The following is a 23220-nucleotide window of genomic DNA, read 5'->3' as shown; positions in this document are numbered from 1 at the left end:
TTATTACTGCTTTGGCGTTGTTTAGTTGCTCCAGGCTTTTCTGTAATACCTTTTTTATGCTACCGGACTCGGCTGCTGCTGTTTGTATATAAGACAGAGCGGTCAGAAAAGTAGTCATAGTACGGCGCTTGAACGAGGTTCTACCCAATCCGATTCCCCTTACTTCCACGAGAGTGGAAACACAGTTGCTCAGGGCATAGGAAGTGGCACTGGACCTTGCATTGACCGATCCCTGGTTGAACACAGTATATCCCTGGTGATCTGCTGCGGTAAAATAGGCGTGTGTCCGCAACCCGTTATCTTTCAGTAATTTCTCGGCATTGTTAACAAAAGGGGTCCGGGTATATGCCCGTAGCGTGTCGGATACATTCAGGTTCCCGGTGTAGAGAAACATGACGTCATAGGCATTGGTAAGCCCGAAAGTTCCCATCTGAAGGTAATCCCTGCGGAATGGACGAAACTCGTGAAAGTCCAGTGCTACCTCAGCCCCGAAGTTGGTAAAGGCTTGTTTCAGGGCTACACTTTCGGGTGCCACCAGTTTGGTTTGGTCCCGGTTAAGGTCCAGTCCGTTGGCGGCATGGCGTAATTGTTTGTTAAAACCATCGATATTGGCCATAGGGATGATCCCTATTTCCAGTTTATCCAGTAATACCCGATAGGATTCGTCTTCGAGGAGCCGTTGTATGAGGTACAGCACCCCTTCGGTACTGGCAGGCTCGTTACCGTGAATTCCTGCCTGTATCCACACTTTTATTTTCGCCTGACTACTTTCAGGATTGGTGAGTACCAATTGTGGTATGGATAATCCTTTTTGGCTTTTTCCTATGTACGACAGTTCTGTAAGTTTTTGGTGTTGCCTGACCAGTGGTTCCAGAAAGGACATCATTTCCGAATAGGTTGTAAAGCCTCTTTTTTTCCGGAAGGCAGGAGTGTGAATATCCGTTTCGAAATCGGGGAAGTACTCTGATGTAATATCTTTACTTTGCGGATTGAACAGCTGTGCCGAACAAACGGTACCGGACAGGATTAAGAATAAAACGATCAAATTTTTCATAACATTAATTTTAAAAGCCTATGGTCAGGACTAATCTTCCGATCCACTCATTTCCTGCTATCGGGTTTCCCTCATTATTATTTGAGCCTTCCGCTGCATCTACATAGGTAAAGGAAGCCTGTATCTTGGCCCCGTAATTCCTGCCCAGGTATTTGCTTATACCCAGGGTGTAATAATTGGGACGGTTATAAAAAGTGCCATTATTCATAAAAGAATATTTATCCGCCCGGAGATGTGTATAGCGGGCGTCTATTGAAATAAGGTTGGTAAAAATATATCCTGCCTGAATGTTGTACCCTTCTCCCATCATCATCCGGTTTTTTACATAATTGCCCACATGCTGTTCTCCATCAATTTCAAAACTGGTGGAAACAGAGCCGTCGTTACGTACCCGTTGGGTAATGGCATCACTTACATGGGCCGAACCTTTTACATATTCGCCAAGCATCGAAAACCCTTGATATTTGAACATAAAGTCAAAACCCAGCTTCATATAATCGGGCAGTTCTTCCTCTCCCTGGTCATTAAGGTAGAGGATACTTCCGCTATTACGTCCTCGGCGACTGCTGACACCGTCGTTATAGCTGTAGTTTATCCCCATGACCAGTTTTGGCGTCCTTTCCCTTGCGATATCAGCTTCCCGGAACTGCCCGAAATTGCTGAACAGGCCAAATGGGAGGAAATCCAGACGTCCCCCGTATTTAAGTCCCCCGTGATCTTTTTTGAAAGCATTCTGCCCGTCGCCATTGGTAATGGCAATGGATGGTTTCAAGTACATACCCCCGGGACTGATGCGGTAAGAACCGTCCAGGAACAACCCGAATTCGCGGATAGTACTGAAGACCGAAGTAACCCGACTGCGTTCGGGAAGTTGTAGGGTCTGGGAGTTAATATTCAACTCCCGGTTGTCCGTAGGCGTTGATTTTTGCCCGAAAGTGGCCGACAGGTTATCGTTAATATGGTATCTGATATACGCGTCGAGCAAGATGCTGTTCTCCGCCTCATCGACATCCGCTTCGGCAGTACCACTAAGATCAACGCGCAGGCGGTAACTCAGTTTTTCATCGGCCATATTACCGGAAAGTTGCAGCCGCAGGCGTCGCATACGGAAACGGTTGTACAGGTTAGAATCGTCATTCCCCGTGTATCTTTTGATCTCCATGTAAGGCTGAACAAATCCTTCGAGTTTTATTTTGTACCCTTGTTCACCGGAGAAGTTCAACCCTTCGCCAAAATTATATTTGTCCAGGTATATCTGGGCCTTTCCCAACAGCGGAGCCATCAGGAGAGAAATTACAAGAAGCGTTTTTATCGTTTTCATGGATGGTTTTTTTTGCTACACTTCAAAGTTGCCTTTAACCAGGACTTCTTTATCGCGCATCATTTGTTTACCCATGGCAAATACATCGGTAAGGTTGAAATCTTTGTCGAAACAGCATATATCGGCATCATAGCCTACTTTAAGATGACCTTTTTGCTTTAGGGCAAGGTTTTTAGCAGGATTGGTCGTTACAAGTCTGATCGCCTCGGATATAGGTAAGCCTCCCTTTCGGATCAAAGCGGCGGTTTGTTCCATATTCAGGTGTATAGGGGCTTTGGTAAAACCTATGAGTTTTCCGTTGGCATCCGTCTTTCCCAGACCGGCATTCCCATCGCTGCTAAAGGTCAGCTGGTCCATGGAAATACCTTTTTCCAATGCGTATAATACCGATTTATAGGGATCTGTGTATTTGGTCCCCCCGGTGGTAATGTCGATCATGCCGCCCAGTTCTGCAAATCTCAGGGATTGGTCAAATAATGCCTTGGTACGCCCTACATGGGTAGGGGATATATTTTCTATGGGATATTCGTATTTTTCCACCAGTTCAAGGAGAACATCTATCTGTGATGTCATTTTACCCAGGTGAATATGCAGGATACCTTTTTTTCCGGAGATCTGTCCGCCCACACGTACTTCTCGCAAATGGCGGAGCAGTTCGGTGGCGGTAGGATAGGAGGAACGTTCATCACTTATCGCCACTTTACACCCGAGGACCTTATCTATAAATACCATATCATCCTGTATGGATCCGGTAATGGTCACCGGGTCAATGCTGAAATAACTGGTAAACATATACGCACTGATCCCTTCATCGGTCAGGGCTCTTGCTTTGGCATACAGTGTTTTTACGCTCCGTGCCGTACCGTCGGTACCGAGTAATCCCACGACAGTGGTGGTTCCGCAGGAAATAAATTCTCCCAGCATGATCTCGGGGGTCATGGACGCATAACCGTGTTTCCCGCCGGCCCCTATAATATGTACGTGCTGGTCTATAAACCCGGGGGTGACAGTCTTTCCTTTAGCATCCCAGACGGTGGAAAATGTTTCATGCGGAACTATGGAATCTTCTATAGCCAGGATCTGGTTGTTACCGATTAGGATATCTTTTTTTCCGAGATGTTCCGGTGCGTATATGTTCGCGTTTTTAATTAAAGTTAGCATATATTAAGAATTATAAATAGAGATATATTATCATTACTACCAATGCCGCGGAGAGGGGTATTATATTCCGCTTTACGATCTCGAAAGGGGATACCTCGGCCACTTCTGCCGTAGCGATAAGCACCCCCGCCACCGGGGAGACTGTCCGTCCCATGGAAGCTGAAAACTGCATAGGCAGGATTATAGAAGAACTTTCCACACCCAACTGAGCTGCAATTTTCGGTACCAGGGGACCAAAGGCAAAGAAAGAGGCGTTACCACTACCCATAAGTACAGAAGCCAGGAAGATCATTATCGTCATCACTATGCCAACACCAATGCCTCCGAATCCCAGGTTCTGTGAAGCGCCTACAAGCCCGTCAATAAACCCGAGGCTGATCAGTCCTTTGGAGAAAATGTCGGCGGCGATAATGAGGGTAACCACCGTTTTAAAGATATTTCCCATACCATTCCAGAATATGGACAGTGATTTAAAGACTTCCCTGGGTTGTCGTTTGCGTATCAGCTCAAATGCAAACGCCACAAACAGGCTTATAAACATTACGGTAGTAGTGTTGAGTTCAATGGGGACGGCAAAAAAGTCAAACAACTGTGAAAACAGGATAAGCAGTATTAATGGCAACACCGGGATAACAGCATAATATAATGGGGCCTTTAATTCGGCCTTTTCGATCTTCGGGACCGGTGCTTGCTCCCGATCCATTTTTTTATCATAGTACCGGTTTACAAAGTAATATGCTATCATCATGGTGATGCTTAGTGGAATTGCCAACGGAATCTGTTCTTTCAGAAAATAGAAGACCGTGTCCTTTTCGATAATAGATGTAGCGCTTGCGGTTATGGCAGAGGCGGGGCCCATACCCATAGCGGTGCAGGATGTTATAACCGATACGGCAGATAACCGGCTCACCCCGAGGTTAATAAGAATAGGGAAGACCGAAGCCATTAGCAATAAGCCCAGTCCTGCTGCCGACGGAATACATATGAAGAGTAATTGTCCGATAGGGATAACAAGGACCGCGGCCAGATAGGGGTATTTTTTAAATAACTGTAATGGTTTCAGCGCCAGGTAGACCAATGCTTCCGAAGCTCCAATATTATCAATATAAGCTACAAATCCGCCTATAGCCATGATCATAAGGCCTACACTGGCATTGGTTTGGGCAAAAGAACTGTTGATATAACGAAAAAGGTCAAAGCCAAATGGTCCGCCGGTAAGTGCTACGGCCGGTTCATGCCCGGGCAGCCAGTAGGATGCGGCGAGCATAAGGAGTCCGGCTATGAGTAATACCGCATGCGGATAAAACTTTTTGAGCAGCAGCCGGGCTACAATAATGATGAACAAGATGGCGATAACCGGGCCTAGATAGGACATGAATATACTTTTTAATTAATTAAAAGGAGTACCGTCTACTTTGGTTCCCGGGGAGAACAAAAGATCGTTTACAGAGCTGTGTCGCGCAAAATCACCATTTATATCCGGATTACGGGTATAGGATTCGTTGGGGTTGCCGGACAACGGTTCTATATCAAAATTGATGATGACTTTTCCGGAAGCATCCTGTATCGTGAGCATATCTGCTGCATTGTTAAAATTGAGGTCGCCCGTGGAGGAGGTTTGTACTAAAGTACCTCCGAAATCTCCGACAGGGGTTCCTCCTCCGAATATCAACAGAACTCCGTGGGCGGGTATTACCGTGCCCTCAGGTACTATATGGCGAGGTGTATCGCTTTTCAGGGCATCGGTGTCATAAACCCTGAATCCGCTGGCATCGAGTGGCTCGGAAGAATTGTTGTATAATTCTATAAATTCGTCTTCATTCTGGGCATACTGGCCATCTCCGTTGGCATCGCCATCCAGATCATTATTGGAAGGATCGTATAAAATCTCATTCAGTACCAGCGGAACGGATTGATCGTCATCTTCAATGGTCAACACGAGCGATCTTTCGTTGTCGGGAATAGCATTTTGAATATCCGAAGTGGCGATCTCGATAGTTTCATTACCTTCTTCGTCTGTGTCCTGAACGGCAGTTATTTCGGTAGAAATGCTGACTTCTCCGGCAGGGATCACCAATGTGGTATTTTCTACGGTATAATCGGTATCACGGGTAGCCGTGCCTGCAAAAGACAGGGAGATGGTAACATCCTGGCTAACGGCGGTGTTTAGTGTGGCAGTAAGAGTGGCAGTACCTTCGTTCTCGGAAAAAGCGGAGGGTTCAGCACTTAAAATAACCGTCGGTTCTACCTGGGCGTCAGATACCACCCCCAGGCGGGTCCCTTCTTCAAGCTGATTGTATATAGCCGCCGGAACTACGATGTCGCCTGTTTCAGGATCACCGTCCGGCCCCGGATTACTGCTCATATCCAGCATTTCATCAATTTGCAGGTTGCTGGATAAATCTATAGTCTCAAAATTGTGGTCTGGAAGGAATAGGTGACGCAGCTGGATGTTACTGCTCAGATCCAGTTCACTTAATAACTGTTCGTCACCAGCGTTTCCGCTTGCACGATAGCGTAGCATGGTAAGGTCCGGGTTTCCGGAGAGGTCCAGTTGCCCGATAAGGTTAAAATTGATCTCTAACTGTTCCAAAGCGATCAGTTTGGAAACGTCGAGTTCCTGGACATCATTGGATGTGAGCACCAGGTGCTGCAAACCTATAAAGTATTCCAAACCCGAAACATCGGCAATCTTAACGTCTGCGGTGACCAGACCGGCTTGCTCCAGGGTTTCTATATTACTTCCGGTTTTACTGAGTAAAAGTTCACTTACGGAAGCCACTTCGATAGGGTTGAGATAGTACTTTACCGTATTATCTTCTATTTGTTCATAAACTCCCGGAGTTCCGTTGTATACCATGTATTCCCCGAATGCCGCATCAGGAATCAGAACGGGTTCGGTTGGAATTTCCGATGAACCTTCTTCCACATCATCGGTTTTACAGGAGGCAACACCAAGCAGGATAATTGCCATGTATAAAACATTTAAAAAAGGAGTAATTGTTTTCATCTGTAATTTTGGGTTACGTTATCGTTGTGTTTCTTATTATTTCACCAAATCCTTAGAAAGTGGTATTTACTAAAGATAAGCCACTTTTTTATAAATGATTTTCATACTCGGCTAAGAAGGTAAGAGGGCGGGGGATTATTCTTTTATTTCGTTTGTGTAAAAAAATTAAGGTTTATAATATCAATATTAAAAAAGAAAATATGTTTTTTAATTAAAATGACATTTCAAAGGGACTAAAGTTTTTACTACCTTTAGCACATCAGTTATGATTAATTATGCATACCAGTTTGGATTTACTTACCCGGAAGATACTCGGCGAACTTGTCTTAAATGCCTACCGCAGGGATTTAAGCCTGTATCTGCGTATCAGCGAATACCTGAAAAACAAGATACTGCAAAGGGAAATCCCGGAAGGAGCATCACTTCCTTCGACAAGGGTACTGGCAGAGTACCTGAAGGTTTCCAGGAGCACAGCCATTAAAGCTTATGATATATTGCTTCTGGAAGGTCTGATTGAAGTTCGGCACGGGGCGAGATACAGGGTGAAGAAAAATATGCAGGATGATGTTCTTCCGGATCACAAGGTTCCTGCCGATGTTACATATCCGGAAATATCGGAAAAGGGGAGGGCTTTTAAAGAAAATGTTCATTTGATAAATACCACTTCCGAAGAGGCTATTGCTTTTCGTCCCGGTTTACCTCCGCTGGATATTTTCCCGGTCAACCAATGGAAAAAGCTATCCAATTATTATTGGCGAACGATAAAAGCTTCTTCGTTATCTTATTCCAATTCTTCGGGCGTGGAGGTTTTAAAGAGGAACCTGGCAGGTTACCTGAATATGATGCGCGGGATCAGGTGCGATTATGAACAGATCATCATTGTATCCGGTTCGTTGCAGTCCCTGTATCTTTTAGGCAATGCCCTGATGGACCGCGGAGATACGATGGTCATGGAAAACCCTACTTTTCCCAATGTACATTCTATTTTCCGGAGTCTGGAGGCTAACATCATAGCGGCATCGATTGATCGGGAGGGCATATGTATCCCGCAAGCTGATGAGGTAAGCGCCCGGCCAAAGTTAATACACATCACTCCATCCGGTCATTATCCTACGGGAGTTAAGATGAGCCCGCAGCGAAAGTCGGACCTGCTTCGCTGGGCTTCGGAAAACGGGAGTATTATTATTGAGAACGACTATGAACATGAGATTAGTAACTGGGGACTAAAAGATCCTTCGGTCTTCAGCATGGATACGGAGCAACGCACGGTTTACCTGGGAACATTCAACAGGCTGTTGCACCCTTCCATACGTCTGGGATACATGGTGGTCCCTTATTATTTGCTGGATACCATAAAAGCCTTACAAAATCATTCCCATCGTTTTGTATCTCCTTCGAACCAGGTGGTGATGAATCAGTTTATTGAAAAAAATTACCTCTATCACCATATAAAAAACGTCATAGAGGTTGCGGAAGAGCGTAAGGCGCTTTTTTCCGGGATTGTCCGGAATGAATTCCATCCTTCCTTTCAATTGGCAGATAGCCCGGCACGAAGCTTGCATTTGCTGGGTAATTTTGAACTGCCGGTTTCCGATCAACCCCTTATCCGCAGGTTTAAGGAACGGCATTTGATCGCCCATGCCTATAGCAAGTGTTTTATCAGCGGACAACAAAACGGGTTGATCCTCGGGTATGCAGCTGTTCGCAAGCCGTTGATCCCAAAAAAGCTGTCTGAAATGGCAAGTATATACAATAAAATGATAAAGGAGGTTACAGACAGAACAGGTTTGCCCTAGAACCTGTTTTTTAAACTGGTATGCATAATTAACCTGTACAGGTATGGAGAAATGGTGCTTCCGATGGCTACTTTTATGCTCTTTTATATTTTTCCAAATGAAAAAACTTTTCGGATTTCGTCTCCTGGCCGTTTTAACCCTTTTGATCCACCTCGGTTGCGATAATAATGATGCCTCTTCTCCCTACACTACTATTCTTTCTGGAACGGGAAGTTTTAATTATACCGGATATGAACCTTTGCAACAGGCACCCGTAAGAGTGTTTTATCACATTCCCGAAGGAGATGTTACGACAATGCCCGTGCTTTTTGTTCTACACGGTTCCTCGCGGAATGCCGTTGATTACCGGAATGCCTGGATACCGCTGGGCAATCAATATAAAGTGGCTATTATTGCCCCGGAGTTTTCAGACCGGTATTATACGGGAGGGAATGCCTATAACCTGGGAAATGTGTTTGTTGACGGAGACCATCCTTCCTCAAGTACTCTTCATGCTGAGGAAATGTGGACCTTTTCTCTTATTGAACCCCTGTTTGATGAGGTGAAAGTACTCATGGAAAACACCTCAGATACTTATGATATATACTGTCACTCCGCCGGAGCACAATTTGCACACCGCTTTATCATGTTGAAACCGGGTGCCCGCGTGCGAAAAGTCATGGCTAGTTCATCCGGCTGGTACACCGTACCGGATAATACGATAATTTTTCCTTACGGAATAGAAGAAAGCCCGATCACCAGCCTGGATCCGCGAGACTATTTTTCAAGGGAACTGATCTTACAGATCGGAGAAAACGATACCGATCCTGGCAGTGCCGGTTTAAGGCACAATACATTTCTGGATGCCGAACAAGGAATGAATCGTTACGAGCGGACCTTGCATTTCTATGATAAAAGTGACAGCATTGCGAGGTCAGGCGATTTTCCTTTCCGGTGGAAATTACTTGTGGTGCCTGATGCTGCACACGATTTCCGGAATACTATTTCCGATGCTGCGGCTAGTTTATACGCAGCCCCTTAAGATAAGATCCGAACAGTTCCTAGGTCCGGTAAAGAATTAATCCGCCCGATTTGCATTTTTTTCCGGCTACTTCAATGCTGTAATAATATATTCCGTTGGTAAGCTGCCCGAGAGATATAAAATCCCGGTCGGAAATGATCTGTTTCCGGAACATAAATTTGCCTTCTACGGAATACAGGTAAATATATACTTCTTTGCCTTCTTCTATACTTTTGTTGTAAACATTTATTCCTTCCGAAGTAACAGGATTGGGAAATACGAGAAACGGTGTCTTCGCCAGGAATATGGCATTCACGGTTTCGGAATAGATTTCGGTACCGTCCTCCAGGATAAGCTTGGCACGGTACATGTTGCCTCCTTCAACGGGACTATTATCCCATATCCGGAATTCCTTTTGACTGACAGCATCTATTCGCTGTATAAGTTCTTCTTTCCCGTAAATTGTTTTGAAAATTTCGATACTTTGCACACGGTATGTGCTCCCAAGAGAGAAGTAGAGGAGGATACGACCTTCATTTTCCAGGTTAGTGGCATATATGGACTCCCAGTAGCATTGTTCCTTGTCCGTAGTCACAGGGACAGCCTGGCTACGTATCCCTGTTACATTATTGGTATATACAGGGGCAACGGCATAATACCGGGAGTTCCCGGAAATGATGTAAGTGGTGTCGGTAACCCTCTCGGTAAATATCATCGCATTATCCCGGAGCGAATATACATCATAGGCGATCGCAGCTGTATTTTTATGCCAGGTCATCTCGGTGGTTTCACCGCATTTCAGGCTGATGCGGGGACGTAGCGCATAGGATATAATAAAAGGAGAGGAGGTGAAACTCTCATTGCCGATAGTCATTCGAAGTATGGCTGTCTTACCTTCTTCGGTAACGGGGTCCCATGAAAAGTATCCCGGAGACAGGGGAACTTCGTTACGGATAGTATTCCAGGTATTTCCTTCGTCATAGCTGACTTCCAGTTTACCATTACGGGGCGGAAAGGTGCTTTCCCACCTTAAAAAGTCCGTGGAAATACCATCATAAGGAAAACTGTTACTGGCTACGGGATTGGTCCATTCAAAATCATTCGTTTTTATCCAGGAGTAAGCAATGGAAAAGGCCTGGGCATCACCGGTTACTGCATACCCTTCTATATTTATGGTGATTGTGTTATCGGTAATTTCCTCCACCAATACCTGCTCCGTGTTGTTTAGATGGTCCTTACCCCGAACGGCAGGTTTTCCCAGGGCTTCTTCATCAGCACTGTGATCAAGAACCCAGGGTTCCAGGACCTGGCCCCCCTGGACGATTGTCATATCCAGGTCATTGACCAGCGCAATATTGGAGTTGGGTTGAGCAGGCGGGTCTGTCCAGGATAGGGTAACTTTCAGGTGGCGTGCCCCCTCAGGGACCGGCAGGGAATATGTCAGGGTTTCCGAATTGCCTATCGAACCTGAAATAAACTGCCTGTTCTCAAGTATTTTCCAGCTTTCATAGGCGTTGACATTACCATATCCGCCCCTGAAATCCGGCCCGGGAGCACCTATATCGTCCGCTCCGTTTATCAGTACGGCTTTTATCAATGAAGAGGGGGGAAGGGAATCCTGGTGTTCTTTGCGGTAATATTGTTGCAGTAATAACGTTATGCCCGATACCAAAGCATTAGCGTTCGAGGTGCCTATAGAACTGAAAGCGGCGAGATCGGGCTTTATCCTGCCATCGAAAGCCGGTCCTCCGGAGGAAAAAACCGGAATTTCCAGCTGTGTGTCCAGGGTACCTACTGTGAGTATATTTTTGGCCATTTTAAAATTTCCGGTGATATTGGCGAATCCGGGGATGCCGGAATACGTTCCGTCCGAAGGTGTTTCGTTACCGGAATTTCCCGAAGAGAAGAGGTGGACCTGTAACGGGTTATCGTATAAATAAGTGTCATATGCCTCTGCCAGGGAACCGTAGAAACTTTCTATCTGTGTACCGTACGAATGGTTTTGGATAGTGATATCCAGACTTTGCAGGTCGGTATCCGGGTAAAGGGAACGGAAATCGGAGGAAGATAAGCGGGCCTCCGGGGCTACACCCTTTCCGTTTACGGAAGTATTTCCCAGTCCTGTGGCGATGGTCGCCATATCCGTAGCATGGTCGCTGACCGCTTCGGCTTCGTTTCCTGAGGTGATATGTTTGCCCGAAAGGTCCGGATCGTCGGTATCATAACGGTCATCTTTTATGGACAGAACCATAGCATTCCCCCGGAGCTGTGGAACTTTTTCCTGTAATAAAGAAACCCGGTTAACGGAGAGGTTCAGATCGGGAATGGTACTTTCCCCGACCGGGACCAGGGATTCTGTCCCTATGTAAGTAACGCAATCCAGCGGCAATATATGATTGCGGATGTATATGCCCGAGGTTTTAATCATCCGGTACCCGTTGTAAAGAAGCGTACTGTGCAGCCCGTTCTTCCGAAGGATATCGTCAAAGCAGTTTTTATTCGAGGTTTTAATAATAAAAGTGTTTTTCCCTTTTGCGGAGAGATCGGTGCCGGGAGCTATTTTCCACAGATCGTTCACCGGGTGTATGTTGTTCTGGCCGTATCTTTGTTGTGCCGTATCCGGGGTGCGATCCATCCTGATAATGATGTGTTTCCTGTCCAGTATCCTGACAGTTTCATATTCTCCGGTAAGCTTTTCAGCGTCTTCAGTTGTTGCCAGGTAATACTTCCCTCCATTATTTTCCTGTAGGAAACGGTACCATTTCTCCGTTTGTCCGTAAAAGCTTAAAGAAGTTATAAATAGTAAGAGAAACAGAGGCTTTTTAATCGTCATGTTTACAAATTAAAGCTTAAAGTATAAAATCAGGAGTTAAATAAAATAAAAAAAGATTAAAGAAATGTTAAATTTTGAAAATATTTTATTATGTTTGTTACCTACCATTGTAAGTTAAGACGTCTACTTGTGGTAAGAAACAATTATTAACTCAAATCAAATTTTACATGAAAACAATGAAGTCTTTTTTTATTCCGGCGATAGTCGGAATAGGATTACTGTTAACCGCTTGTGAGAATGACCCGAAGGACGAGAACCTCGATGTCCAACAGGAAGTAAGTGATGAAGTACTCGATAAACTCGCGTCTCTTGAACTGAACACCAATGATGTTTCGCTGACAGATGTTGTGCTGCCGGACGGAAGTGTGGAAACAAATTATCTTATAGAAGGAGATATAGTAATGTCAAAGGAACACCTCTCCGAGATGGAGTTGCACGGTGGTGTGGAGAGCGAGCAGTACCATACCTGGAATCTCGTAAATTCTCCTAAGACCATTAATGTAATAGGATATACGGGGAGTAGCCAGGGGCTTTCTTCTGCAATGCAGACTGCCCTTCAGCAGGCTGTTAACAGTTATAACAGTTTGAACCTGGGACTTACCTTTACCCTGACCTTTGGTACCAATTACAATCCGTATGACATTGTAGTCTACAGCCCCAGCGGAGGAGCAGGTGGTCAGGCAGGTTTCCCTTCCGGAGGTAACCCGTACAAATGGGTACAGATATTTTCGGGTCTGAACAGCTATCCTACACAGGTAATACGACATGTGATCATGCACGAGATCGGGCACTGCCTGGGCATGCGCCATACCGACTGGTTCAGCCGTCAGAGCTGCGGACAAAACTCCAATGAAGGAGAAGCAGGCGTAGGAGCCGTACATATCCCGGGAACACCTACCGGATATGATCCTAGTTCCGTTATGCTGGCCTGCTTTAATTCAGGAGTTAGCGGTAACTGGGGACAGTACGATATTGTTGCATTGAATTACTTGTATTAGTCCTGCTATCCGGACTAATTAAACCTGAATGAAATTATAAAGCGCAATCCCGGGATTGCGCTTTTTTATGGTTTTTGGTTCCAAGTTGTTCAAAACATGTAACCTGCAACCTGGAACTTTCTCATTTGCCTGTTTCTTTTCTCCGCAAACTTCCTCTTTCCTGCTTTCTTTTGTATTTTTACATCGGTAAATGTCAAGTATGAAGGACAAACAGAAAATCCTTGATAAATGTAATGCCATGAGCAGGGATACGCTTATGGAAACACTGGAAATAGAATATACTGATGCAGGAGATAATTATCTGGTTGCCAAAATGCCTGTTAACAGCAAAGTCCACCAACCCGATGGTGTATTGCATGGCGGTGCCATGGTAGCCCTGGCCGAAAGTGTGGGGAGTGCTGCTTCTTATGTTTTTCTGAATACCGAGGATTTTTTTATCAGAGGGGTGGAAATTGCCGCCAATCATGTAAGAAGTGTCAAAGAAGGTGAAGTTTATGCGAAAGCTACGCTGCTCCACAAAGGAAGGACCACGCAGTTATGGCAGATATTACTAACGGACGCGGAAGATCGTCTGGTCTCCGTATGTAAGCTCACTACAATGTCACTGCCCAAAAAGAAAGACTGACAATACCGATTACCGGATGATCCGGATATTTATCAGAATCTCATGAGCGAAATGTTAGCTGCAAAAAATTTTTTTACGCAAATAAAACAGCAATATGACCGGGGATTGCCCTTTGTGGCCTACCGGAAACCTGTCCCGGAAAATACTGTCATATCCGGAGAATCCGGGGTGATAAAAGCATTATTGCAGAAGGATGCCACATTACATGTCGTAAAAGATTTTTCGGAAAAAGGATTCGTTTTTTCCCCTTTTGACCAGAAGGGACAGACCGTTCTGATGCCGTATTCGGATACGGAAATATTATTTTCCAGGCTCATGGGGAAAACGGGAGATCAGGGAAAGGGGAATAAGAAAGAAGAGGAAGAGATCAAAACCAATTCCGCAGACCGGGAAAAGCATGTGACTTTGGTACGAAAAGGTGTGGAAGCCATACGGAAGGGAAAACTGGAAAAAGTAGTGCTTTCCAGGAATGAAAGTGTGCCTATTTCGGATAATGACCCCATATCCATTTTCCAACGATTGCTGGAATTGTACCGGGATGCCTTTTGTTATATCTGGTATCACCCGGAAACGGGCCTGTGGTTGGGGGCCACGCCGGAAACCTTATTACATATCAGGGGATGTGTACTGCATACCATGGCGCTGGCGGGGACCCGGAAATTCACGGGGACAACAAAAGTGAAATGGGGAGAGAAGGAAAAACAGGAACAACAGGTGGTTACGGATTCTATAGTAGACAGTTTGCGCTTCCGGGTTAAAAGCCTTAAAATATCCGCAGCCGGGACCCATCGCGCCGGGAACCTGATCCATATCAAAACGGATATACAGGCGACCCTGATCCCCGAATATAAAACAAAAAATATAGCCCCCCTGTTGCACAGTCTTCATCCTACTCCGGCGGTTTGCGGATTTCCGAAGGAAGAGGCAAAGAGGTTTATCCGTGAAAACGAAGGATATGACCGAAGTTTTTATGCCGGGTTTCTCGGGGAACTGAACGTAGATATTACCCCTGGCCCTGTCACAGATCCCCATAACCGTGATTCCGCTCTGTATGTAAACCTGCGCTGTATGCAGATAAAAGGAGATAGCGCCCTTCTGTATATCGGTGGGGGTATCACCCGGGATTCTGTTCCCGAATCGGAATGGGAAGAAACCGTACATAAATCACAGACGATGAAAAGGGTTCTCAGGTAGCGTGACCCGGTAACCATACCAACATCCTCCTTTATCAAAGTATTCCCCCTAATCCTTTGTATTTACCGGGCTGTGCTCTACTTTTGCGGTTACAAGGGGTCTCCGTAAACCGTGAGTTCGGACGGGTACCGGCTTGTATTTATCACGAATAAGATAATATTACATGATATATCCTAAAATACCGCTTGCACAGACGGTACTTCAATTGTGCAAGGCGAAAAACATTACTGAGATCGTATTGTCACCGGGATCCAGGAATGCCCCGCTGACCATCGGTTTTACCCACGACGATTTTTTTAACTCCTACAGTGTGGTCGATGAACGTTGTGCGGCTTTTTTTGCCCTGGGAATCGCCCAGCAAACCCGGAAGCCCGCCGTTTTGGTATGCACTTCCGGATCGGCATTACTCAACTATTACCCGGCCGTCTGCGAGGCTTTTTACAGCGATATCCCGCTGGTGGTGATTTCTGCGGACCGCCCTGCCCATAAGATAGATATAGGAGACGGACAAACGATACGGCAACAGAATGTTTTTGCCAATCACATTCTTTTATCGGCCAATCTGGCAGAAGGCGAAAACGAGTTCAATGAGGAGCAGATACAGAAGGCCATACACACTGCCATTACCGGCAAAGGACCGGTGCATATAAATGTGCCTTTTGAAGAGCCTTTGTACGAAGTGGTTAACGCTCCCGAAACAGAGGTTGGGGAATGGCACCCGGAACAGGAACCGGAAAACTATGATAAAAGTACAAGAGACACTTTCCTGGAGCGTTGGAACAGCACATCGCGTAAAATGGTATTGGTGGGAGTTAATTATCCCGGTGATATCCCGCTGGGGTATCTGGACCTGCTGGCAAAAGACCCGTCGGTCATTGTTTTTACCGAGACTACTTCAAATCTTTACTATCCCGGATTCTTTCCGGGGATCGATAAGATCATAGCTCCCGTTGAAAAGATAGAGGAAGAACTCAAAAAGTTACAGCCCGGTTTGCTGCTTACTTTCGGGGGATTGGTGGTTTCCAAGAAAATAAAGGCTTTTTTGAGGAAGTATGCCCCGACATGGCATTATCATATAGATAGTAAAAAGGCGTATGACACTTTTTTCTGTCTCACCCATCATTTTAAATCCGTTCCGGCAGATTTTTTTTCCGATGTAACTCCCGCATTCCGCTATGTTTCCAGCGATTATAAGGCATACTGGCAGGAGATCAAAAAAAGAAGGGAAGCAAGGCATAACAGTTATATGAAAAAGATCCCGTTCTCTGATCTGAAGGTGTATGCAGAAATATTTAAGGCCATTCCCGGGGAACAGCTTGTACATTTCAGTAATAGTGCCACTATCCGGTATTCCCAGTTATTTGATATGAAAAAAGGGTGGCAGGTTTTCTGCAACCGGGGAACAAGTGGTATCGACGGCAGTACATCCACGGCTATGGGGGCCTCTGTGCATGCCGGACTGCAGGCAACCCTGGTTACGGGTGACCTTAGTTTCTTTTATGACAGCAATGCACTCTGGAATAATTATAAACGGAAGGATTTCCGGATCATAGTGATCAATAACGGAGGAGGGGGCATTTTTCGCATATTGCCGGGACATAAGAATACAGATAATTTCGATACCTATTTTGAGACCGTTCACGGGCTCACAGCCGAACATTTGTGCAGGATGTACGGAATAGCATACGTAAAGGCCGATGATATGGAATCGCTCGGGCAAGGCCTGTCCGGGCTGTACGGGACTTCGGAAGGGCCGAAACTGCTGGAAATATTTACCCCGAGAAAAGTTAATGATGGAGTTTTAATCGATTATTTCAAACACTTGTCCGATGATTTTTCGGAGGAAATGAGCATTGAGCGATAAAAGTCGGATAATTTTTGTTAAATTAGAACCACTTTATTAACTATAAAAATATTACTAATGAGCAAAAGAGACGAACTTATCGCCAAGTACGCCGCAGATCTGAAAGATAAATGTGGTGTAAAAGCCGACATGGACCTGCTGACCAAGGTAACCATCGGATTAGGACCTTCCATTTATAACGCGGATGCCGAAACAGTTTCAGGTACCGATCCGAATGAACTGGCCACTGTAAAGAAGAACTTCCTTATTAAGAAACTGGGTTTAAAGGACAGCGCAGACCTTGATAAAGCGATCGATTCGGTAATCGAGAAGTATGGCCGGTCTAACCGGAACAAATTCAGAGCGGTAATTTATTATCTTTTAGTTAAACATTTTAAGAAGGAATCGGTTTATAAATAGATGCTTCTTCAGAGAAATAAAAATGTCCTGAGAATAACTTTCCCGTAGGAGGAAATGCATTTTCAGGACATTCTTTTTTAGGTACTTTCAGAAGTGCCTAAACATTTGTAATTCAGCGAATTAATCCGTAAATTAGAGAAACAAAACCCCGAAAATTGGCCAAAGTGCCAAAAAACGGGGTTTTTCTATTTTGCGTATCGATGAAATTACAAAGAATATCCGAATTGCAGCACACTTTTTCATCCCGATAATTATCGGGATTATCTTCCACCGAAGAATTAACCGCTTATCGGGAACGCTTTTTTGAAAGCGATTTGGGCAAAATCTACCAAGCTGTTCCCTGGGATACGTTAGTACAGGAATTTGGACTGAAAGAATATAGCAAAGGTCCGCGTATGATGTTTAGTCCTCGCGGTCGAATCGCTTTAATGTTTTTAAAACACTACGCAGGTTGTTCGGACCGGAAACTTATCGAACAGCTTAACAGTAACATCGATTACCAGTTTTTCTGTGACATCCATTTGGGACTTAGGCGGATCACCAACGAGAAGATCGTGAGCCAAATCCGCTGTGAACTCTCCAGGGTATTGGAGATTGATGCCTTGGAAAAGGTATTTTATACCCATTGGAAGCCTTACATTGACGAAGCTGAAAAAGCTGTCGTGGATGCCACTTGCTATGAGAGTGAAGTCCGTTATCCCACCAATCAGAAGCTGCTCTGGGAAGCCGTGGAGTGGCTTTACAAAGCCCTCAGGCGACTGTGCCGGACCCTAAAGGTGAAGTTGCCCCGTAGCAAATACCTTAAATGGAAGAAGCGCTATATCGGTTACAGCAAGATGCGCAAGAAAACGGTCAAGAAACGTCGCTCGCTGACCCGGGCACTGCTACGGCTCTTGGATAAGTTCCTGAGTTTTGAACAGCAGTTGCTCCAAGCGTACGCCGTGGAACTGCCCAAGCGCTACTATAAGACCATACATACCATCCAGAAGATCTACCAGCAACAGTTGAAGCTCTTTACCACTGGGGAAAAGCCTAAGGGCCGCATCGTAAGTATCGACAAGGACTACTTGCGTCCTATTGTCAGGGGTAAAGAGATCAAGAAAGTAGAGTTTGGAGCCAAGGTCAACAAGTTACAGATAGATGGTATCAACTTCATAGAACTCATCAGTTTTGATAACTTTAATGAAGGTACCCGGCTGAAGAGTACCGTGTATAAAGCACAAGGCCTTACCCGAAAAAGACTAAAGGTTCTTGGAGCCGATGCCATCTACGCCACCAACGCCAACCGCAGGTTCGTGACCAAGCATGGGATCAAGACCGATTTTAAACCCAAAGGCCCTAAAGGCAAACATCACAAAGAGCAAGCCCTGCTCAAGGGACAAATCACCAAAGAGCGGGCTTCCAGGCTGGAAGGGAGTTTTGGTAAAGAGAAAGAGCATTATCACTTGAAAAAAGTAAAAGCCAAAACCAGGGCTACCGAAATCTTGTGGATCTTCTTCGGCATCCACACGGCCAACTGCCTGGAAATCGGCAGGCGTATGGCAGGACAACTCCACCGACAAGCAGCCTGATAGGTTTTTAGAATAAGAGCAAAAACTACAGGATACCTATGCTTTTTGGGTACGTCAATCCAGCCAAAACACCGAAGGAACCCTCAAAAAAGAAAAAACTCTGGCGATCCATACAAAATCACCAGAGTTTGTTGTCTATTTTTCGGGAAATTAGCTTACTTCTGAAAGTGCCTTTTTTACAACCGGGGTGGATGCACTTTATTGATTCTGTATGGAGGCAGAGGACTGTGATAGCCGCTTCATGTCTTTACTGCTCGGAGATTCGTACACCTCCAGGTCAAAATAGGGGACGGCTGCCATGATATGGTCAAAAATATCGGCCATGATATGCTCGTAATTCACCCATCGTTTATCACTTGAAAAGACATATATTTCCAGGGGAATTCCCTGGGGAGTGGGGGGGAGGTGACGTACCATCATGGTCATGTCCTTATTAATTGCCGGATGGTTTTTTACATAAGTGTCTATATATTTTCTGAAGACGCCCATATTGGTCTGGTTCCGCCCGTTCAGCAAAATACTCTTGTCCGCATTATTTTCCGTGTTGTATTTTGTTATGTCCGTTTGACGATGCTCCAGGTATGAAGCCAGCAGCTGAATTTTTTTCAGGTCTTCGACTTCTTCTTCCGTCAGGTACCGGATACTGCTCACGGCTATATACAAGGCCCTTTTAATCCGTCGTCCGCCACTATCCTGCATTCCTCTCCAGTTCCGGAACGAATCGGATATAAGGGCATATGTGGGGATGGTAGTAATGGTATTATCAAAGTTACGCACCTTTACCGTGGCCAGGTTTATTTCCATAACATCTCCGTCAGCACCGTATTTCTCTACGGTAATCCAGTCGCCTATTCTTACCATATCATTGGCCGCTACCTGAATACTGGCCACAAAACCGAGAATGGAATCCTTGAATATGAGCAGGATTACAGCCGAAGCCGCTCCCAATGCCGTTAAAAATGCTATCGGGTCTTTTTCCGTAAGTACGGTAAAGAGATATATAGAGGCAATGATCCATGCAAATATCAGAAACACCTGCACAAAACTGTCCAGGGGTTTGTCTTTATAAGCTTCTTTTGTCCGGAGGAAATTTTTGAGGGAACGAAGAAAACTTCGGAAGATCCATACGGCAAGTATGGTCATATAAATATCCACAATCTTCATACTGAAATTACCCCACCCCGGAAAATCGGAGAAAACAGTAGGGATCATCCGTATAATAAAGATCAGGGGGACGATATGAGCTATATATTTCGGGAAATTACTCTGTACCAGAAAATCGTCAAAAGTAGTTTTGGTTTTGGTAGAGAAAATGGCAAAGGCCTGGATGACCACTTTTTTAAAAATAAAGTCAAGCAGAAAGACAACAACGGCAAGTACAATGAGGTTGAGTACGAGATTAAGCTGAACAGATAATCCCTCCGGAATACCTTCGTGTATCAAGAGATTATAAAACTTGCGGCTCCATTCGTAAACAGGTCCCTGTTGTTGCATAAACTGTATATTTTTGAGGTTCGGATCTGCTGCAAAGATAGAGTTATTGCGCGAATGATAAAACCTCTCCGGCCAGACTAAGATTCCCTGCATTTTTGCCTGCCGGGAATTTAACTGCAGGTCTAAATCTTTTGGTGTAACATTAACTTTCACCGGTTTCTGACCGGAGTTGCCGGGCTACCCGCTGTACTTCGTCAAGCACGCGGAGAAGGTTCTCTCCCCATAATTTCCGGATATCTTCTTCCGAGTATCCCCTTTTTACAAGTTCGAGAGTAACATTGAAAGTTTCGGAGGCATCGTCCCAGCCGCTGATACCACCGCCACCGTCAAAATCGGAGCTGATGCCGACATGATCTATACCGATAAGGTTAACCATATAATCGATATGATCTGCAAAATCCTGCACATTAACTCTTTCGGGAAGGGTCTCGTTTTCCCGGATCTTCTCCCGGCTTATCTCATTCACCTTTTTATGGACATTTTCAACATAGTCTTTTTGTTCTTCCGGGGAAAGTGCCATGTAGTCTTCCTGTTCGAGCAAAGTGAGCCCGAGCGAATCGGCAATCTGCTTTTTTATATTCTGTTCCGCTTCATGGCGTAAATTGTTTTTCGTAGTGTTTACATAGGCGGAGAAAGCAACGGTTTGTACAACACCGCCGTTTTCCCTGATCAGAAGCAATTCTTCGTCACTCAGGTTACGGCTGTGATCACATAATCCTCTTGCAGAAGAATGGGAGGCAATAACAGGGGCTTTGGACAACCGGATGGCCTGTTTGTTTGATTCGGCAGAAGGGTGGGAGAGGTCTACCATAATCCCCCATTTGTTCATTTCCGCAATGGCTTGTTTTCCCAGATCGCTTAAACCGTGGTAAAGCCATATACTGTCTTTTTCGCCGGTATTGGAATCACAGAACTGGCTGTGGCCATTGTGCGAAAGCGACATATATCTTGCACCCAGGTCGTGAAACTTTTTTACATTGGAAAGATCGGTACCCATAGGGTATGCATTCTCCACGCCTATCATGGCTGCCTTTTTTCCGGAAGCATGGATTTTTCGGACATCGTCAGAAGAGAGGGCGAGCTCTATACGGTCGGGGGCGATTTCTTCACAAAGCCGGTGAATGGCATTGAATTTGGATATGGCATTGTCATATGCCCTGGCATATCCTTCGGGATTCAGGGAGTCCTGTCCGGTATAAACAATGAGCCAGGTGACATCCAGGCCGCCCTCTTCCATTTTAGGAAGTGTTATCTGGGTGTCCAGGTCCATCGTGTAGTTGATGCTATCTGTGAAATTCTGTACATTAATGTCGTTGTGCGTATCTATGGTAATGACATTTTTATGAATGGTGCGGGCCTTTTCTATAAGGGCAACGGAATCCGGTGCGGAGGTATTCCCGGTCCTGCTTTTTGTGTCGGTTTTACAGGAACCGGATACGACCAGTAGAGAGAGGGTGAGGTAATGGTGAATCTTCATCTATAAAAGCTCTTTTGAGTTAGTGAATGGAAAATTACAAATTATTACCGATACCTGCCGTGATTTTATTTCCGTTCGCCACAGAATGCCTGAATTTTACCGGGAATACACAACAAAAAGGGAGAGATGTAGTACCTGAACCAAAAAAAACTGCCCGGGGATGGTCCCGGGCAGCAAAATATTTCTTCATTTATACGTATTACGATTCCAGCAGGGCAAAGAATTTGTCCAGGTTAGGGATGATCACTATACGTGTACGCCTGTTTTTAGCCCTGTTTTCGGGGGTGTCATTATCTACGAGAGGCATTGTGCTTCCTCTTCCGGCTGCGATCATTTGCTTCGGATTTACATTGTATTTGTTCTGTAAAAGCCTTACGATGGCTGTGGAACGTTGTACACTGAGTTCCCAGTTATCTTTGATATAAGCCCCTTCTTTTACGGTCTGCGAATCGGTATGCCCTTCTACCATAACCTCCATACTCGGCTCGGAATTGATTACATCCGCAAGTTTCTGCAAAAGGTTATAGGCTTTGCGGTTTACCTGGTAACTACCACTGCGGAATAACAGTTTATCCGATACGGAAATCATTACTACGGTCTGGTCTACGTTAATATCTATATCATCGCTATTGGAACTGTCCGTAATAGAATTTTTAAGATTGTAGGAGATAGCCAGGTTTATGGAGTCCTCCAGTGTTTGTGCCTTGGCCAGTTCGTTGGGATCTACTTTGGCAAGCGTAGTCATCATTTTGGTCTTGGTATTGTTGGACATTACGGCCAGATCACCTACCTGCACAAGTTTTTCGTCATTTTCTTCTCTCAGAGAGCTTATTTTGGCGTTGTATTCGGAAACCCTGGCTTCTATTTTGGCAAATTTATCTTCCAGTTCTTCCTTTTCTACCGTGGTTTTCTGCAGGGTACTTCTGGTATTCGAAAGGTCCTGTTCCAGTGCCACATATTTCTTCTTGGAAACACAAGAAGTAAATACAAGGCTCCCCAGAACGGTTACAATAATCACTTTCTTCATAGTTTTGATATTTGATTTAACAGTTCAATCGCTTCTATAACGTGATGCAATGGGGTATCTTGTATATAAGATTGTTATAAAGTATTTTTTTAACATTTTTTTAACATTTATAAAATGTAAGAGGGATCAACAGGAGAAACAGGGAAGGCTTTGAGGGAGAGATCAAAAGGAGCTTTACTTTGTTCTCATGTCAAATTAGTAAAGGATTTCTTTTGAAGTAAACCCGGGACGGATTCGCCCCGGGTTTTGATTTTTCCATCCCTAAAAAAATAACTCTATTAGTTGTTTTGTCCACAACTTTTGAGGTTAGTCGCGATTTTTTCCGTCCGGGAAATTTTTCCGGCGCTTTAAAAATGTTGTATGCTATTTTAAAAGAGAAATGTTTAGGAAAGAAGA

Annotated in this window: 17 protein-coding genes; 8 read left to right on the top strand and 9 right to left on the bottom strand. The window is 44.9% G+C overall.

All coding sequences use genetic code 11. The annotated features are described in order from the left end of the window. From ED312_RS17795 to ED312_RS17775, 5 genes are all read right to left on the bottom strand, one after another. On the bottom strand, positions 1-1054 hold a 1054-nt coding region (locus ED312_RS17795; protein ID WP_123217381.1), incomplete at its 3' end, for a M14 family metallopeptidase. Positions 1055-1064: 10 nt separating this feature from the next. Next, on the bottom strand, positions 1065-2375 hold the full coding sequence (locus tag ED312_RS17790) for a porin (RefSeq protein ID WP_123217380.1): 1311 nt from the start codon (positions 2373-2375) through the stop codon (positions 1065-1067). Positions 2376-2390: 15 nt separating this feature from the next. Beyond that, positions 2391-3536 carry a beta-aspartyl-peptidase gene (iadA, locus tag ED312_RS17785; RefSeq protein WP_123217379.1) on the bottom strand — a complete coding sequence of 382 codons (1146 nt, stop codon included), beginning with the start codon at positions 3534-3536 and terminating at the stop codon, positions 2391-2393. Between the two features lie 10 nt (positions 3537-3546). After that, positions 3547-4911: a C4-dicarboxylate transporter DcuC gene (gene dcuC / locus ED312_RS17780; protein ID WP_123217378.1), complete on the bottom strand. Its 1365-nt coding sequence runs from the start codon at positions 4909-4911 to the stop codon at positions 3547-3549. Between the two features lie 15 nt (positions 4912-4926). After that, positions 4927-6510 carry a lamin tail domain-containing protein gene (locus tag ED312_RS17775; protein ID WP_170164553.1) on the bottom strand — a complete coding sequence of 528 codons (1584 nt, stop codon included), beginning with the start codon at positions 6508-6510 and terminating at the stop codon, positions 4927-4929. A 311-nt stretch (positions 6511-6821) separates the two neighbouring features. Here ED312_RS17775 and pdxR point away from each other — a divergent pair, with 311 nt between their 5' ends. After that, positions 6822-8342, top strand: coding sequence for a MocR-like pyridoxine biosynthesis transcription factor PdxR (pdxR, locus tag ED312_RS17770; protein ID WP_123217376.1), 1521 nt, complete (start codon positions 6822-6824; stop codon positions 8340-8342). A 97-nt stretch (positions 8343-8439) separates the two neighbouring features. Continuing rightward, on the top strand, positions 8440-9363 hold the full coding sequence (locus ED312_RS17765) for a hypothetical protein (protein ID WP_123217375.1): 924 nt from the start codon (positions 8440-8442) through the stop codon (positions 9361-9363). Positions 9364-9382: 19 nt separating this feature from the next. Here the strand turns inward: ED312_RS17765 and ED312_RS17760 are convergent, their stop codons facing one another. Continuing rightward, entirely contained in the window at positions 9383-12175 is a 2793-nt protein-coding gene (locus tag ED312_RS17760) for a S8 family peptidase (RefSeq protein ID WP_123217374.1), read from the bottom strand. A gap of 167 nt (positions 12176-12342) precedes the next feature. Between ED312_RS17760 and ED312_RS17755 the strand changes: the two genes are divergently transcribed. The 6 genes from ED312_RS17755 to ED312_RS17730 all read left to right on the top strand — a co-directional run bounded on the left by ED312_RS17755 (position 12343) and on the right by ED312_RS17730 (position 18826). After that, positions 12343-13173, top strand: a complete 831-nt coding sequence (locus ED312_RS17755) for a M57 family metalloprotease (RefSeq protein ID WP_123217373.1) — start codon at positions 12343-12345, stop codon at positions 13171-13173. A 199-nt stretch (positions 13174-13372) separates the two neighbouring features. Continuing rightward, positions 13373-13798, top strand: a complete 426-nt coding sequence (locus ED312_RS17750; protein ID WP_123217372.1) for a PaaI family thioesterase — start codon at positions 13373-13375, stop codon at positions 13796-13798. A gap of 42 nt (positions 13799-13840) precedes the next feature. Then, positions 13841-14992 carry an isochorismate synthase gene (locus tag ED312_RS17745; protein WP_240643133.1) on the top strand — a complete coding sequence of 384 codons (1152 nt, stop codon included), beginning with the start codon at positions 13841-13843 and terminating at the stop codon, positions 14990-14992. Between the two features lie 163 nt (positions 14993-15155). Then, positions 15156-16856: a 2-succinyl-5-enolpyruvyl-6-hydroxy-3-cyclohexene-1-carboxylic-acid synthase gene (menD, locus tag ED312_RS17740; protein WP_123217370.1), complete on the top strand. Its 1701-nt coding sequence runs from the start codon at positions 15156-15158 to the stop codon at positions 16854-16856. Positions 16857-16913: 57 nt separating this feature from the next. Beyond that, a complete protein-coding gene (locus ED312_RS17735) occupies positions 16914-17255 on the top strand; it encodes a DUF2853 family protein (RefSeq protein ID WP_123217369.1) in 342 nt (113 codons plus the stop codon). Between the two features lie 395 nt (positions 17256-17650). Continuing rightward, on the top strand, positions 17651-18826 hold the full coding sequence (locus ED312_RS17730) for a transposase (RefSeq protein ID WP_148044322.1): 1176 nt from the start codon (positions 17651-17653) through the stop codon (positions 18824-18826). 198 nt (positions 18827-19024) lie between these two features. On the opposite strand, the gene ED312_RS17725 is transcribed toward ED312_RS17730, so the two are convergent. The 3 genes from ED312_RS17725 to ED312_RS17715 form a co-directional block, all read right to left on the bottom strand. Then, a complete protein-coding gene (locus ED312_RS17725) occupies positions 19025-20320 on the bottom strand; it encodes a mechanosensitive ion channel family protein (RefSeq protein ID WP_123217382.1) in 1296 nt (431 codons plus the stop codon). A 142-nt stretch (positions 20321-20462) separates the two neighbouring features. Continuing rightward, a complete protein-coding gene (locus tag ED312_RS17720; RefSeq protein WP_123217367.1) occupies positions 20463-21797 on the bottom strand; it encodes a dipeptidase in 1335 nt (444 codons plus the stop codon). 199 nt (positions 21798-21996) lie between these two features. After that, a complete protein-coding gene (locus tag ED312_RS17715) occupies positions 21997-22824 on the bottom strand; it encodes an OmpA/MotB family protein (RefSeq protein WP_123217366.1) in 828 nt (275 codons plus the stop codon). Between the last annotated feature and the right edge of the window lie 396 nt (positions 22825-23220).

The sequence above is a fragment of the Sinomicrobium pectinilyticum genome, from assembly GCF_003725735.1.
In the GTDB taxonomy this organism is placed as follows: Bacteria; Bacteroidota; Bacteroidia; order Flavobacteriales; family Flavobacteriaceae; genus Sinomicrobium; species Sinomicrobium pectinilyticum.
The sequence above is the reverse complement of the archived record's forward strand: the minus strand, read 5'-3'. Positions and strand labels throughout refer to the sequence as shown.

Coding starts and splice junctions, on each gene's coding strand:
- ED312_RS17790 (WP_123217380.1), bottom strand. CDS start 2,375: ATGAAAACGATAAAAACGCTTCTTGTAATTTCTCTCCTGATGGCTCCG.
- iadA (WP_123217379.1), bottom strand. CDS start 3,536: ATGCTAACTTTAATTAAAAACGCGAACATATACGCACCGGAACATCTC.
- dcuC (WP_123217378.1), bottom strand. CDS start 4,911: ATGTCCTATCTAGGCCCGGTTATCGCCATCTTGTTCATCATTATTGTA.
- ED312_RS17775 (WP_170164553.1), bottom strand. CDS start 6,510: ATGGCAATTATCCTGCTTGGTGTTGCCTCCTGTAAAACCGATGATGTG.
- pdxR (WP_123217376.1), top strand. CDS start 6,822: ATGCATACCAGTTTGGATTTACTTACCCGGAAGATACTCGGCGAACTT.
- ED312_RS17765 (WP_123217375.1), top strand. CDS start 8,440: ATGAAAAAACTTTTCGGATTTCGTCTCCTGGCCGTTTTAACCCTTTTG.
- ED312_RS17760 (WP_123217374.1), bottom strand. CDS start 12,175: ATGACGATTAAAAAGCCTCTGTTTCTCTTACTATTTATAACTTCTTTA.
- ED312_RS17755 (WP_123217373.1), top strand. CDS start 12,343: ATGAAAACAATGAAGTCTTTTTTTATTCCGGCGATAGTCGGAATAGGA.
- ED312_RS17750 (WP_123217372.1), top strand. CDS start 13,373: ATGAAGGACAAACAGAAAATCCTTGATAAATGTAATGCCATGAGCAGG.
- ED312_RS17745 (WP_240643133.1), top strand. CDS start 13,841: ATGAGCGAAATGTTAGCTGCAAAAAATTTTTTTACGCAAATAAAACAG.
- menD (WP_123217370.1), top strand. CDS start 15,156: ATGATATATCCTAAAATACCGCTTGCACAGACGGTACTTCAATTGTGC.
- ED312_RS17735 (WP_123217369.1), top strand. CDS start 16,914: ATGAGCAAAAGAGACGAACTTATCGCCAAGTACGCCGCAGATCTGAAA.
- ED312_RS17730 (WP_148044322.1), top strand. CDS start 17,651: ATGATGTTTAGTCCTCGCGGTCGAATCGCTTTAATGTTTTTAAAACAC.
- ED312_RS17725 (WP_123217382.1), bottom strand. CDS start 20,320: ATGCAACAACAGGGACCTGTTTACGAATGGAGCCGCAAGTTTTATAAT.
- ED312_RS17720 (WP_123217367.1), bottom strand. CDS start 21,797: ATGAAGATTCACCATTACCTCACCCTCTCTCTACTGGTCGTATCCGGT.
- ED312_RS17715 (WP_123217366.1), bottom strand. CDS start 22,824: ATGAAGAAAGTGATTATTGTAACCGTTCTGGGGAGCCTTGTATTTACT.